The sequence below is a fragment of the Pseudomonas sp. KH_040 genome (genome assembly GCF_057839305.1).
This window is the reverse complement of sequence record NZ_CM174487.1, coordinates 5,263,787-5,276,691: the sequence shown is the minus strand read 5'-3', so window position 1 is coordinate 5,276,691 and position 12,905 is coordinate 5,263,787. Positions and strand designations below refer to the sequence as shown.

Below are 12,905 nucleotides of genomic sequence, written 5' to 3'. Positions count from 1 at the left end.
AGGTGCAACATGACTGGTCTGATTCTGGAAAACGTCGAGAAATTCTACGGCTCGGCGTGCGCGGTACAAGACGTCAACCTGCATTTGCCGGAAGGCAAACTGGTGTGTTTCCTCGGCCCTTCCGGCTGCGGCAAAACCACCCTGTTGCGGATGATCGCCGGGCTGGAAACCCTCACTGGCGGCGAGATTCGCCTGGACGGCGAGGACATCGGCCAGACCCCGGCGCACCTGCGCAACTTCGGCATGGTGTTCCAGTCGCTGGCGCTGTTCCCGCACATGACCGTCGGCGAGAACATCGCCTACCCGTTGAAACTGCGCGGCGTCAGCAAGGCTGATCAGCGCAAGCGGGTGGTCGAGTTGCTGGAGCTGATCCAGTTGCAGGCGATGATCGATCGCCCGGTGGCGAAACTTTCCGGCGGTCAGCGGCAGCGCGTGGCGATTGCCCGGGCGATTGCCTCGCACCCGAAAATCCTCCTGCTCGATGAGCCGCTGTCGGCGCTCGACGCCAAGCTGCGCGAATCGATGCAGGTGGAAATCCGCCAACTGCAACAGCGCCTGAACATCACCACAATCATGGTCACCCACGATCAGCGCGAAGCGATGACCATGGCGGATATCGTCGTTGTGCTGGGCGAGCACAAGGTGCAGCAGGTCGGCACGCCGATCGAAATCTACCGGCATCCGGCCAACGAGTTTGTCGCTGACTTCATCGGCTCGGGCAATATTTTCCCGGCTACCGCATTGGGTGATGGCAAGGTCAGCCTGCCCGGCGGTGATGCGCTGCAAGTGCCGATCTGCAGCAGCATTGTCGTGGGGCAGAAAGTGAAGATGCTGATTCGTCCGGAAGACCTGCAACTGTCTGCGCCGCAAGCGACGGCGGGCAATCGATTGCTCGGCAAGGTGACGTTTGTGCGCGATATCGGCGCGACCATCGAGACCACGGTGGAGTGTTCCGGGGTGACGTTTACGGCGTTGAGCACGCCGTGTCAGGGAATCGGATTGGGGATTGGCCATCCGGTGTCGGTGACGTTGCCGGTGGAGGCTTGTCGGGTGTTGGGGGCGTAGAGCGAGTTCTGACTCCGAATCGCCCCTCACCCCAGCCCTCCCGAAACGTCGGACCGCCCGGAGGGAGAGGGAGCCAACCGAGGTGTCTGGCGTTATCCATCGACCTGAGATATCGATTCGATTATGGATTCGGCAAAGCAAGCGCTATTCATCGACTTGAAAAATCCAGTTGATTATGGATTCGGCAAAGCACTTTCAGGTCGGTGAACCTCTCCAATATTCCCCATTCAGTCCCCTCTCCCTTTGGGCGGTCCGACGTTTCGGGAGGGCTAGGGTGAGGGGCTTCTAAACGGTCACACCGAAAGCCGCAACCGCGCCAAATCCCTTAACGGCGGCGCACCAAACAGCCGGCTGTACTCGCGGCTGAACTGCGACGGACTTTCATACCCCACCCGATACCCCGCCGCCGAAGCCTCCAGCCCCTCGGCCAGCATCAGGCGCCGCGCCTCTTGCAGGCGCAATTGCTTCTGATACTGCAGCGGGCTCATCGCCGTCATCGCCTTGAAACGGTGATGCAAGGTCGAGACGCTGAGGTTCACTTCCTTGGCCAGATCATCAATGCGCAACGGCTGCTCGAAGTTGCCGTTAAGCCATTTGATCGCCTGGCTGATGCGATGGCTCTGACTGTTGGCAATCGCGATTTCATACAAGCGATGCCCCTGCGGACTGCGCAGCAGGCGATAAAGAATCTCCCGGCGAATCAGCGGTGCGAGCATGGCGATGTCTTTCGGCGCATCGAGCAAACGTGCCAGACGCAGCACGGCATCGAGCATCGAACTGTCGATCTGCTCGACATACAAACCACGCCCGGTCGGCCGAGTCGGTACGCCCATGGGGCCGGCGTCAGCGATCAGCGCGGTGATTTCTGTCGGGTCGATATCCAGGCGCACAGCGAGGATCGGTTCCTCCGGCGAGACATTGACCACGCGCCCGCTCAGCGGCATCGAAACCGACACCACCAGATAATTCAGCGGGTCGTAGTTGAAGAACTCGTCGGCCAGGCGCACCTCTTTGCGCCCCTGCGCCATGATGCACAGCGCCGGTTGCGCGAGCACCGGGGCAAAGTCGTGGGATTTTGTGTGGCGCGACATGAACAGCGAGCCGATGGCGGTCTCGTAGCTGCCATCGTCGGTGGTGTTGCGGCGGATGATCGCCGCCAGTTCCGCACGCTGTTTTTCCATGTCAGCGCTGGGTTCGGCTTGAAAACGATCGAATGACGTCATGCACGGCATCCTCGGCAGGGGAGGTGGAATGGAGCAGAGCATATGTTTGTGCAAGCGCCAGCGGTAGACACATCCTGCGAAATGCTTGCCTGATTCTGCCCGGAGCTGTTTTCGCGCCTGTCGCGATTCAACCCTGTAGGAGCTGCCGAAGGCTGCGATCTGTTGATCTTTAAAGCAAAACCAAAAGATCGCAGCCTTCGGCAGCTCCTACACAAAACGCGTATGACAACCGTGTGACGCCGTTTTACAGGTTGTTACAGCTTCTGGATGCAGTCTCGCAGGATTGTGCAACGCGGCGGCAGGAATCGACTAACGGCGCCTGGCGCTCGGCCCTTAACCTTTGATCCTGTCGCAGCCCGTCCCCCGGCTGCCACGCGACTCCCTGGGAGGGTTGAACATGTCCAAGCAGATTCCCGTCAGTCATATGGCCTTCGTTCGAGCGCGCGCCGGGCGTTCGGCGGAACTCGGTGTACGCCTGAGCGCGTTGATCGATCCGTCCCGCGCCGCCCCCGGTTGCCTGAGCTTTGCCTTGCAGCATTCGCAGTGTGATCCGGAGTTGTGGCTGGTCTCCGGGTTCTGGAGCAGTCAGCAAATGATGACCAACTATTTCAACAGCCCGTCGATGGAAATCTTCGCCGAGCTGGTGCAGGAGCTGGTGGTCAACAGCCTCGACTTCCACACTTTCAAGGACGTGTCGGCGGCGCAAGCCCTCGGCCAATGCCCGGCGCCGGTACACAAACTCGTCGGTTGAGGGTTTAATGTCCGGCTTAATTTGTCTGAGCCGGGATGTGTGACATGGCACGTAAAGAGTTCGAGCACTTCGAAGCAGTTTCCGCAGTCGTCCCCGTCGAGTTGGGCGGCAACAAGGGCTATCACGCGGCAATCGCGGTCAAGGCCCTGGTCGATGGCGGCGCACCACGCTTTCACAAACTGCTGAATGATCAAGTCTTCCCCGGCGCGATTGCTGCCGATGAAGCAGCCATCAATGAGCTGGATAACCTCAAGGGCGTCACTGAAGACGCCGACTTGATCTGGTAACGCGTTACTTGCTGGCGCCCGGACGCCACATCTTGAACAGGGCCTCAGGCCCCAGCTGGAAGTAATCCGCCGGCCCGCCGCCGCGCAGAATCGGTTCTGCCGCGGCGGTGTCGTAGATGCCATCCTTCAACAGCCACTTGGCGATGTGCACGGCGACCACTTCGCCGAGGATCAGCCAGCTCGGCACCGTCTCGCCATCAGCGCGCTGCAATTGAATGATCTGCGTGACCTTGCACTCGAAGGACACCGGACTTTCGGCCACCCGTGGCACCGAAATCACCTTTGACGCGACGGTCGTCAATCCCGCCAACTCAAACTCGTTGACCTCAGGCGCGACCATCGCGCAGCTCTGATTCATCTGTTCGGCCAGCGGGCGGGTGGCGAGGTTCCAGACGAACTCGCCGGTCTGCTCGATGTTGTTCAGGCTGTCTTTGCGCCCGACGCTGGAAAAACCGATGATCGGCGGAATGTAGTTGAAGGCGTTGAAGAAACTGTACGGCGCCAGGTTCAACCGGCCGTTGGCATCCTGTGAAGAAATCCAGCCGATAGGCCGTGGACCGACGATGGCGTTGAACGGATCGTGGGGCAGACCGTGGCCGTTGGCGGGTTCGTAGAAGTGGATGTCATCGGGCATGGAGGGTGAGTTCCTGAGGCTGCGTTTCGGATGCAGCCATAGTGCAAGGACGCCCGGCATATTTCCAGCCAGACGCAAAACCCCGTGTAGGAGCTGCCGAAGGCTGCGATCTTTTGATTTTGCTTTTAAAGATCAAGATCAAAAGATCGCAGCCTTCGGCAGCTCCTACAGGGGATTTGTGTATTTGAGGAAATTATCATGCCCCAGAAATGACTAAGCCCGGCCAAGGCCGGGCTGTGAGAGGACTGCTGATACTTAGCTGATGGCAGCGGCGGTGCCGGTTTTGTCGAAGCCGTCAGCAGCAACTGTTTTACCCAGATTGGTCTTGTCGAAACCATCGGCAGCCACAGCTCTACCAATGTTGGTTTTATCAAAACCGTCAGCGGCGTAAGTACCCGAGTGGCTGGTTTCAATGGCCGCGCTGGCGCCGCTGATGAAGTCGGCAGATTTGGTTTTGTCCGAGCCGTCGGCAGCGAAAGTGTTGGCGGCCAGTACGGACAGGGTCACGGCGAGGATCAGTTTGGTTTTCATGTCGGTTACTCCAGATTCGTTGGCGATGTGTCTTGCATGGGTTTAATGCTACGCCAACTAAATTGATTAAAAAGCGCAAAATAATGCTAAAAACAATCGATTAACTTGATATTAAGGGCGGCGCGTTGAATTCGCTTTCGTCGTCGGAGCGAGCGTCGCGCAGGTCATCGATCAGGTGATTGCAGAATGAGCGGGCAGCATTAATTAGCGATTAATCGCGTTGCGGCGTGTGTGAGGATTTTTTCATGCAGGTCTGGATAACGCGGTGACCCCATTCGCGAGCAGGCTCGCTCCCACAGGAAAAATGCATTCCAAATGTGGGAGCGAGCCTGCTCGCGAAGAGTCCATCACAGTCACCGTTGCAGTGGCTGTGAAAACCCGATCAGTCAGTCACGATTCGCGAATGTTTCTGGGTGTCCTTCATGGTGATGTACACCAGCAACGACACTGCGATGCACGCGGTCACGTACCAGTAGTAACCGGTTTCCATGCCGATGCTCTTGAACCACAGCGCGATGTATTCGGCGGTGCCGCCGAAGATCGATACGGTCAGTGCGTACGGTAGGCCGACGCCCAGGGCGCGGATTTCAGTCGGGAACAATTCAGCTTTGACCACCGCGTTGATCGAGGTGTAGCCGCTAACGATGATCAGCGCCGCCATGATCAGGAAGAACGCGCCCCACCAGGTTTGAATGGTGTGCAGGGTCATCAGGATCGGCACGGTGAAGATCGTCCCCAGCACGCCGAAAGCGATCAGGATCGGACGACGACCGATCTTGTCCGAGAGGCCACCGATGATCGGTTGCAGGCACATGAACAGGAACAGCGTGGCGGCAGAAATGGTGGTCGAGTCGGAGATGCTCATGCCGACCGTGTTCACCAGGTATTTCTGCATGTAGGTGGTGTAGGTGTAGAACGCCAGGGTGCCGCCCATGGTCAGGCCGACTACGGTCAACAACTCTTTGGGGTGGCGCATCAAGGTGCGCATGGCGCTTTCCTTGGACTTCTCTTTCTTGGTGAACGACTCGGTTTCTTCCATGCCGCGACGCAGGTACAGCGCCACGACCGCACACAGCGCGCCGATGGCGAACGGAATACGCCAGCCCCACGCGTACAGCTGTTCAGTGGTCAGCACGTTCTGCAGCACGATCAGTACGCCCAGCGCGATGAGCTGGCCGGAGATCAGGGTCACGTACTGGAAGCTGGAGAAGAAGCCGCGACGTTCCTTGGTCGCCATCTCCGAGAGATAGGTCGCCGAGGTGCCGTATTCGCCACCGACCGACAGGCCTTGCAGCAGTCGCGCGAACACCAGCAGGATCGGCGCGCCGATGCCGATGGTTTCGTAGTTCGGGCTGAGGGCGATCAGCAGCGAGCCGAAGCACATCAGGTAGACCGAGGCCATCAGGGCTTTTTTACGTCCGACCTTGTCGGCGTACATGCCCATCAGCCAGCCACCGATCGGACGCATCAGAAAGCCGACGGCGAAGATCGCAGCGGTGTTCATCAGTTGGGCGGTGGTGGAACCGGCAGGGAAAAAGGTTTTCGCGAAGTACAGGGAGAAGGCGGCATACACATACCAGTCGTACCACTCGACCATGTTGCCGACGGAACCGCTGAAGATCGATTTGATCCGGCTGGCGGTGGTTCTTTCTTTGGCCGGCACGGCAGCCGACCCAAGTGGCAGGGCGTTGGAGTTATCCATTGAAGGATCCTTCGTTTAATTGTTTTTGTGGAGCGCGTTGGAACGCAGCCTGCGAGGGCTATAGCAGGAGGTGTGCCAACGGGGGGAGGGCCGGTTTAGAGGGCCGAGCGGGTTGGGGTGAGCGGGATATCGCCGAAGGATTTGGTTTGATGAGCGGATTTCCGCTTATTGGGGCGAAGATCAAAAGCCCCTCACCCTAACCCTCTCCCAGGGGGAGAGGGGACTGACCGAGTGGATTGTTCGAGTTACACCGACCTGAGATACCGAGTCGAACTCAGGTTTCGAACAGCATGAAGATCGGCTCCCGTCCCCCTCGCCCCCTGGGGGAGAGAGCTGGGGTGACCGAGTGGATTGTTCGAGTTACACCGACCTGAGATACCGAGTCGAACTCAGGTTTTGAACAGCATAAAGATCGGCTCCCTTCCCCCTCGCCCCCTGGGGGAGAGAGCTGGGGTGACCGAGTGGATTGTTCGAGTTACACCGACCTGAGATACCGAGTCGAACTCAGGTTTCGAACAGCATAAAGATCGGCTCCCTTCCCCCTCGCCCCCTTGGGGAGAGAGCTGGGGTGACCGAGTGGATTGTTCGAGTTACACCGACCTGAGATACCGAGTCGAACTCAGGTTTTGAACAGCATGAAGATCGGCTCCCTTCCCCCTCGCCCCCTTGGGGGAGAGGGCTGGGGTGAGGGGGAAAGATCTCAGCCACACCGAAAATCCCAAGCCCGACTCACTCGCTCAGAAACATCTCCCGACTCAACCCATGCCGCTGCATCTTTTCATTGAACGTACGGCGCGGCAGTTGCAACTCTTCCAGCACCGCTTTCACATCGCCCTTGTGCCGGGTCAGCGCCGCGCGCAAACACTGCGCCTCAAACGCCTCCTGCTGCGCCGCCAGCGATTGCCCCGGATCGATCCCCGGCGCCGGTTCATCCAGCCCCAACACCTGGCGTTCGGCAACGTTCGCCAGTTCTCGCACGTTGCCCGGCCAGTCATGGCTGAGCAGGTGACTCAACTGTGCGCCGCTCAAGGGTGGAAAGGTACGCCCCAGGCGTTCAGCGGCATTGTGGGCGAAGGTTTCGAACAGCAGCGGAATGTCTTCACGACGATCGCGCAGCGGCGGCAAACGCAGTTCGGCGACGTTCAGGCGATAGGCCAGATCCTCGCGAAAACGTCCGGCCCGGGCTTCATCGAGCAGATCCGGTTTGGTCGCCGCAACAATGCGCAGATCGACGCGAATGCTCTGGTTCGAACCCAGCCGTTCAAGCTTTTGCTCCTGCAATACGCGCAGCAGTTTCACCTGTTGCGCCAGCGGCATGCTTTCGATTTCATCGAGAAACAAGGTGCCGCCATCGGCGTATTCCAGCTTGCCGATGCGCTTGCCCGAGGCGCCGGTGAACGCGCCGCTCTCGTGACCGAACAACTCCGCCTCGAACAACTGCTCAGGAATCGCCGCGCAGTTCAGCGCCACGAACGGCTTGGCCGCGCGCGGGCCGAAATCATGCAGGCAACGCGCGACAAGTTCCTTGCCGCTGCCGGTTTCGCCACGGATCAACACGTTGACCGGCAACGCCGCCAGATCCAGCACCTGTCGACGCAACGTCTGCAAGCCACGGGACACGCCGAGCAACGTCGCATCAAGTTTGGCGCGGTTGTCGGCCTGCTCGTGCAGGGCACGGTTTTCCAGAATCAGACGGCGTTTGTCCAGCGCCCGGCGCAAGCTGCCGAGCAGGGTTTCCGGGCTGAACGGTTTTTCCAGAAAGTCGTAGGCGCCGTCGCGCATCGCCTCGACCGCCATCGGTACATCGCCATGACCAGTGAGCAGAATCACCGGCAGGTCAGCGTCGCGTTTCTGCACTTCGGCCAACAACGCCAGGCCGCCCATGCCGGGCATGCGCACGTCGCTGAGGATCACCCCGGCAAAGTGCGCGGGCAGGGCGGCGAGGCAGTCTTCGGCGCGGCTGAACAACTGCACCTCGAAGCCCGACAGGCTCAGCCACTGTTCAACGGCGCTGCGAATGCTGCTTTCGTCATCGACCACCATCACTGAGTTGAGCATCAGATGTGTGCCTCCAGATCGATCGGCAAAGTCAGGCTGAACACCGCGCCGCTGTCGCCATTTTCAGCACTCAGGCGGCCGCCGGATTCATGCACGATGGCGAAGGATACCGCCAGGCCGAGACCCAGGCCGTCGCCCACCGGTTTAGTGGTGAAGAACGGGTCGAAGACCTGGCCCAAATGGTCCTCGGCGATGCCGCCGCCATTGTCGCTGACGCTCAGGCGCCACAGTTGCTCATCGGCTTCCAGACGGATTTCCAGGCGCTTGCAGGGTTTACCCTGCATCGCATCAAGGGCATTGCGCAACAGGTTGATCAGCACCTGTTCGAGACGAATCGCATCACCGCGCACCCACGCCGGACGGGTCAGGTGCAGCACCAGACTGACCTGCTCATCGCGCAGCCGCGCATCGAGCAACTGCAGCGATTGATCAACCACCGTCGCCAGATCCAGTCGTTCGCGCAAGCCGCTGGGACTTTTACGCGCGAAGGTCTTGAGGTGGCCGGTGAGGGCGGCCATGCGCGTGAGCATTTCGTCCACCGGTTTCAGGGCTTTATAGGCATCGTCGACACGGCCATGGTCGAGCAACAGGCGCAGGGTCGCCAGTTGCATGCGCTGAGCGGTCAGCGGCTGATTGATTTCATGGGCCAGCGCGGCGGACATCTGCCCCAGCGCGGCGAGTTTGGCTGATTGCACCAGACCGTCCTGCGCGGTGCGCAAGTCGCGGGTGCGTTCTTCCACCAGTTGTTCCAGCTCTTGGCGATTGCGCTGACGAATCTTCGACAGGCGCCAGCGCTGGTTGAGAAACAGCAACAGAAACACCAGCGCCAGCCACACCCCGGCGGCGGCCAGCCCGGCGTTGCGCAGGTCTTCGAACGCCACTTGCGGATGGCGCAGCAGGTGCAGGGTCCAGCCTTCGGCGCTCAGGGGCAGCGATTCCCACAGATAATCCGCCGTGCCTTGCGGGCCTTCGACGCGACGCAGATCGCTGTTGTCATCGAAGCGGCGCAGCGATAAATGAGTCAAGGGCAGCAGCGATTGCTTGTCGTACTGCCGGGTGGCTTTGATCTCATCCATGTCGCGGGCGCTCAACGGCCGCAGCGCGCGATAACGCCAGCCGGGCTGATTGGCGATGAAGATAATCCCGCGCGCATCGCTGACCAGCAGCGTGTCATTGCCCTGACTCCACTCCCGTTCCAGTTCGGGGAATTCCAGCTTGACCACCATCGCGCCAAGGAACTCGTCGTTGTCACCCAGCACCGCGCTGGAGAGAAAGTAGCCGGGAATTCCGCTGGTCACGCCCACGGCATAAAAGCGCCCGGTGCCCTGGGTGCGGGTCTGGCTGAAGTAGGGACGAAAACCGTAATTGTGGCCGACGTAACTGCTCGGCAGACGCCAGTTGCTCGCCGCCACGGCGAGGCCCGTGCGGTCGAGCAGTTCAAGGGTCGAGGATTGTGCCGCGCCGTTGATCTTTTCGAGCTTCAGGTTCAGCGCTGCCTGTTCGGCGGCATCGACCGGCCCGGCCAGCGCCGAACGCAATTGCGGGTCCAGCGCCAGCACGGCGGGCAGGGCACGGTAGCGGTCGATCAGGGTGTGCAGGGAATTGGCGTACAACGCCAGTTGCTGGTTGGCACGGGCGGCGTCTTCCTCCAGCGCCTGACGTTCGGCGTGGCGGATCGCAAGTGTGGCGGCAAGCGCCGCGCCGGCAATGATCAGCAGGGTATACAACGACAGACGCAAGGTACGGGAAGTCGGCAGCATGCTGGGCAAACGGATGGCAGTCGGGCGGGCACGATAGCATGTCGGCAGGCGGGAACATTGTCCCCGCTCAGAAAGCCGCCCATTTACGCGGCGGCGTTGTGAGCAGTTCTATGCTTTTGCACCGTTAACGCCAGACCGTGGAGCATGTCGGTGATTCGGGCTGTTTCCTGGTCTAGATCGTTGAGGTCGACGCCGTTCATGCTTGTCCTGCCAAGTGCGTGAGCATACTCATGGACCGTGTTGTTACTCGCCTCGATAGCCTGTGCAAGTCCGAGAATTTTCCCTTCGAATGCAAGCATTTTTTCGCTGGATTTTCCAGCGATGGCCTTAGCCGTTTCATTGACAATTTCCGGCAACGCCCATAACGCCGCGGCTCCGCTAGCGATGGCGCCGGCCGCTGCGGGAGGTAGTGAATTGAGAGTTCCCTTCACGCCCACCGCCGTTAGTTGAGCGCCCGCCTCCTTCACCAACTTGAGTCCGGATTTTTTGTCGCGGGGAATCAAGCCCTGGAGTTTGGCGTTTAAGTACTCAAGCGGCTGCATTTGTTTGTGTTGGGCTTTCTCAATAATAGTGTCCGCTGACACTTTGGAGGTTTTCAAATTGACCGACGCGCTCAGTCCGGTTCTTTCGGCCGCATAGTCGATGAGCGCGCTGACCCCGATTTTTGCGCCGTAGCCCATCCCTGCGCCTATCACATTGCCGACACCGGGTGCCGCTGCGCCGAGTGCCTGAGCACCGACACCGACCGTTAGACCGACGCCATAACTGAGGGCTTTGCTTGCGACCAATACCAGCGTTCTGCGTGTTGTCGCCAAGGCAATGTCGCTGCCTGAACCCATTCTGTCGAGTTGCTTTGCGGCATCGCTTGTGCGGCGCTGGGTGATCCCCAGGATTTCAATGTGTTGCATCATCTGATCATTCATTTGGCGGGCCATACGTTTTTCTGCAAGGCGTTGTCCATTTCTGGCATGGCTCGCATTTTGCGAAGCAATGATCCGATCCACTCCGGCATTCAGAGCATCCAGAGTGGGCCATTTTATTTCACCGTTGAAGTCGACATGGCCGATCGGATCGTTGCCCACGAACACATACAGATTCAGCCCATCCACATCCCCCGCCGGATCGGCACTGGCCCAGCGTTGCAACCACGCTGCGTAATAGCGCTCACCGTAGTAGTACAAACCACTGACATCCATCTCCTTGCCCGAATAACGGATGAATTTGTAGCGCACTTCCACTTCATGTCGTGCGGCCATCCACGCCGTTTCGCCGAAGGGGTAATAGCCTTCCTCGCTGATCACATCGGCCTGTTGATCAAGCTCCATGACACAGGAACCGAGGTGATCTTTCAGGCTGTAGCGCAGTTGATTGTTTTCGATGCCGCCGGGGCGTCCGCTGACCCAGTGCAGGCAACGTGCATTGCCGAGGGTGATGACGTGCAGCTCTTCGCCGTTGTCTTTGGTGCGGATTTCCAGGCCGGGCAGGTATCGCACCTGATGAAAGTGGCGGGTCGTGTCGGTAAACCATTCATGGCATTTGAAGACGCGCTGGCCTTGGCTGTAACGGTAATGCTCGGCGTCGCTGTTGCTGTTTTTTCGAGTCACCAGCGCTACGCTTTCCAGTTCGTCGCGCGCGTTCCAGTGCAACGTCGACCCTTGCTTGAGATCCAGTTGATTGCCGTGGCGATCAAACAGGGTGTCGAAATCCGGCAGATCGTCGCCGGTTTTCCAGCGCACGCTGCGGTTGCTGTTCGGGTCGACGCACATTTGGCGGGTAAAGGGATTGCCGTCTCGTACGTGACGCAGTTCGATCAGATTACCGCCGTTGTCGTACCGATAGGTCTGGGTGTAATTGAGGCGATTGTTCGGGTCGCCCGATTGCGGCAGGCCGGGAATGTCCGGCGGCGGGGCGTCGTCGTAGCCGGTGGTGCTGGTCAGCCGATAGAGCGAGTCGTAGGTGAAGTCGCGGTGGCCGTCGATCAACTGGTTGGCGAAGTAGCGTGGCTGAAAGACGTGGTCTTCGATGCGGGTGATGTTGCCGACAGGGTCGTAAAAATATTCGAAATCGTGAAGAACAGCGCCACTGTCCTTGCGACTGGACTGGGTGTGCAAACGGCCGTCCATCGGGTCGTAGGTCCACTGACTGCGCACCTGATTGCCGGCCAGTTGTTCGATGATCTGGTCGGCGGCGTTGTACTGCGCATCCAGCAGCACCGCTTGCCAATCGGTCTTGCCGTTGATTTGCAGGCGTGTTTGCTTGAGCTGTCCGCCCAGACCGTAGCGCGACTGTTGTCGATGACCGCCGGCGTCAGTCTGTTCCAGTACCGCGCCGAGGGGGCTGAATCGCCGTTGGTTGGTGAACGCCTGGCCATCTCTAAAGGTGCGTGTTTCTGTCAGCGACTGGCCGGCGAGAGCGAAGCTGTCGGTGCGCAATAAACCCGAACGGTCTTGCTGTTCCAGCAACTGGCCGCGCTGGTTATGCCCCGCGTCAGCCGTGGCATCGGCGTAGCTGAAAGTGTCGACATCCTCTCCGTTTTCCTTGACCTCCACCACGCGCAGTTGCTTATCGAAGGTCGTGCGCCAATGCGTGTCGCGCGCGTCCCAGCGTTGCAACGGCTCAGCGGCCAGCCCAGGCAGGTTGAGACGCCAGCCAGCGTCGACGCTGTCGATTCTCAATACCTTGCCGTCCAGACGATAAGCCGTGGTCAGACACGGGACAGACAGACGCGGATCCCATTGTTCAACCAGTCGTCCTGCGTGGTCGTGATGTTGCCGGGTAACCAGGGCAGTGAATGCGTCATTGGTCACAGTGTGCAAGTAACCCACTGTTCTGACCGGCAGCTTGCGCGGATCCCAGCTATGGAGGGTCGGGGTGCCTGAATGCAATGAGTCCAT

10 protein-coding genes are annotated in these 12,905 nt (G+C 59.7%); 3 read left to right on the top strand and 7 right to left on the bottom strand.

Translation table 11 applies throughout. The features are described 5' to 3' along the window. Positions 1-9 precede the first annotated feature (9 nt). The gene (locus AC3IUF_RS23445) at positions 10-1,065 is read left to right on the top strand and encodes an ABC transporter ATP-binding protein (protein WP_123376478.1); all 1,056 of its coding nucleotides are present in this window, start codon (positions 10-12) and stop codon (positions 1,063-1,065) included. 293 nt (positions 1,066-1,358) lie between these two features. On the opposite strand, the gene AC3IUF_RS23440 is transcribed toward AC3IUF_RS23445, so the two are convergent. Then, the gene (locus AC3IUF_RS23440; RefSeq protein ID WP_007912614.1) at positions 1,359-2,288 is read right to left on the bottom strand and encodes an AraC family transcriptional regulator; all 930 of its coding nucleotides are present in this window, start codon (positions 2,286-2,288) and stop codon (positions 1,359-1,361) included. Between the two features lie 397 nt (positions 2,289-2,685). Here AC3IUF_RS23440 and AC3IUF_RS23435 point away from each other — a divergent pair, with 397 nt between their 5' ends. Together AC3IUF_RS23435 and AC3IUF_RS23430 are read left to right on the top strand one after the other, a co-directional pair. Beyond that, positions 2,686-3,039, top strand: a complete 354-nt coding sequence (locus tag AC3IUF_RS23435) for a putative quinol monooxygenase (RefSeq protein WP_038366796.1) — start codon at positions 2,686-2,688, stop codon at positions 3,037-3,039. Between the two features lie 44 nt (positions 3,040-3,083). Then, complete coding sequence (locus AC3IUF_RS23430; protein ID WP_042704945.1) at positions 3,084-3,326, top strand: hypothetical protein; 243 nt, start codon at positions 3,084-3,086, stop codon at positions 3,324-3,326. A 4-nt stretch (positions 3,327-3,330) separates the two neighbouring features. Here AC3IUF_RS23430 and AC3IUF_RS23425 read toward each other — a convergent pair whose 3' ends face one another. The 6 genes from AC3IUF_RS23425 to AC3IUF_RS23400 all read right to left on the bottom strand — a co-directional run bounded on the left by AC3IUF_RS23425 (position 3,331) and on the right by AC3IUF_RS23400 (position 12,905). Beyond that, positions 3,331-3,960: a flavin reductase family protein gene (locus tag AC3IUF_RS23425; protein WP_123376476.1), complete on the bottom strand. Its 630-nt coding sequence runs from the start codon at positions 3,958-3,960 to the stop codon at positions 3,331-3,333. Between the two features lie 255 nt (positions 3,961-4,215). Next, on the bottom strand, positions 4,216-4,491 hold the full coding sequence (locus AC3IUF_RS23420; protein ID WP_489279429.1) for a hypothetical protein: 276 nt from the start codon (positions 4,489-4,491) through the stop codon (positions 4,216-4,218). A 382-nt stretch (positions 4,492-4,873) separates the two neighbouring features. Beyond that, a complete protein-coding gene (locus AC3IUF_RS23415; protein ID WP_007912608.1) occupies positions 4,874-6,193 on the bottom strand; it encodes an MFS transporter in 1,320 nt (439 codons plus the stop codon). A 729-nt stretch (positions 6,194-6,922) separates the two neighbouring features. Further along, entirely contained in the window at positions 6,923-8,251 is a 1,329-nt protein-coding gene (locus AC3IUF_RS23410) for a sigma-54-dependent transcriptional regulator (protein WP_007916264.1), read from the bottom strand. Then, positions 8,251-10,011 carry an ATP-binding protein gene (locus tag AC3IUF_RS23405; RefSeq protein WP_489279427.1) on the bottom strand — a complete coding sequence of 587 codons (1,761 nt, stop codon included), beginning with the start codon at positions 10,009-10,011 and terminating at the stop codon, positions 8,251-8,253. Before AC3IUF_RS23405 ends, AC3IUF_RS23410 begins: the two co-directional genes overlap by 1 nt. Positions 10,012-10,094: 83 nt before the next feature. Continuing rightward, the gene (locus tag AC3IUF_RS23400) at positions 10,095-12,905 is read right to left on the bottom strand and encodes an RHS repeat domain-containing protein (RefSeq protein ID WP_007916260.1); all 2,811 of its coding nucleotides are present in this window, start codon (positions 12,903-12,905) and stop codon (positions 10,095-10,097) included.

Coding starts and splice junctions, on each gene's coding strand:
- AC3IUF_RS23425 (WP_123376476.1), bottom strand. CDS start 3,960: ATGCCCGATGACATCCACTTCTACGAACCCGCCAACGGCCACGGTCTG.
- AC3IUF_RS23435 (WP_038366796.1), top strand. CDS start 2,686: ATGTCCAAGCAGATTCCCGTCAGTCATATGGCCTTCGTTCGAGCGCGC.
- AC3IUF_RS23440 (WP_007912614.1), bottom strand. CDS start 2,288: ATGACGTCATTCGATCGTTTTCAAGCCGAACCCAGCGCTGACATGGAA.
- AC3IUF_RS23410 (WP_007916264.1), bottom strand. CDS start 8,251: ATGCTCAACTCAGTGATGGTGGTCGATGACGAAAGCAGCATTCGCAGC.
- AC3IUF_RS23430 (WP_042704945.1), top strand. CDS start 3,084: ATGGCACGTAAAGAGTTCGAGCACTTCGAAGCAGTTTCCGCAGTCGTC.
- AC3IUF_RS23420 (WP_489279429.1), bottom strand. CDS start 4,491: ATGAAAACCAAACTGATCCTCGCCGTGACCCTGTCCGTACTGGCCGCC.
- AC3IUF_RS23415 (WP_007912608.1), bottom strand. CDS start 6,193: ATGGATAACTCCAACGCCCTGCCACTTGGGTCGGCTGCCGTGCCGGCC.
- AC3IUF_RS23405 (WP_489279427.1), bottom strand. CDS start 10,011: ATGCTGCCGACTTCCCGTACCTTGCGTCTGTCGTTGTATACCCTGCTG.
- AC3IUF_RS23445 (WP_123376478.1), top strand. CDS start 10: ATGACTGGTCTGATTCTGGAAAACGTCGAGAAATTCTACGGCTCGGCG.
- AC3IUF_RS23400 (WP_007916260.1), bottom strand. CDS start 12,905: ATGGACTCATTGCATTCAGGCACCCCGACCCTCCATAGCTGGGATCCG.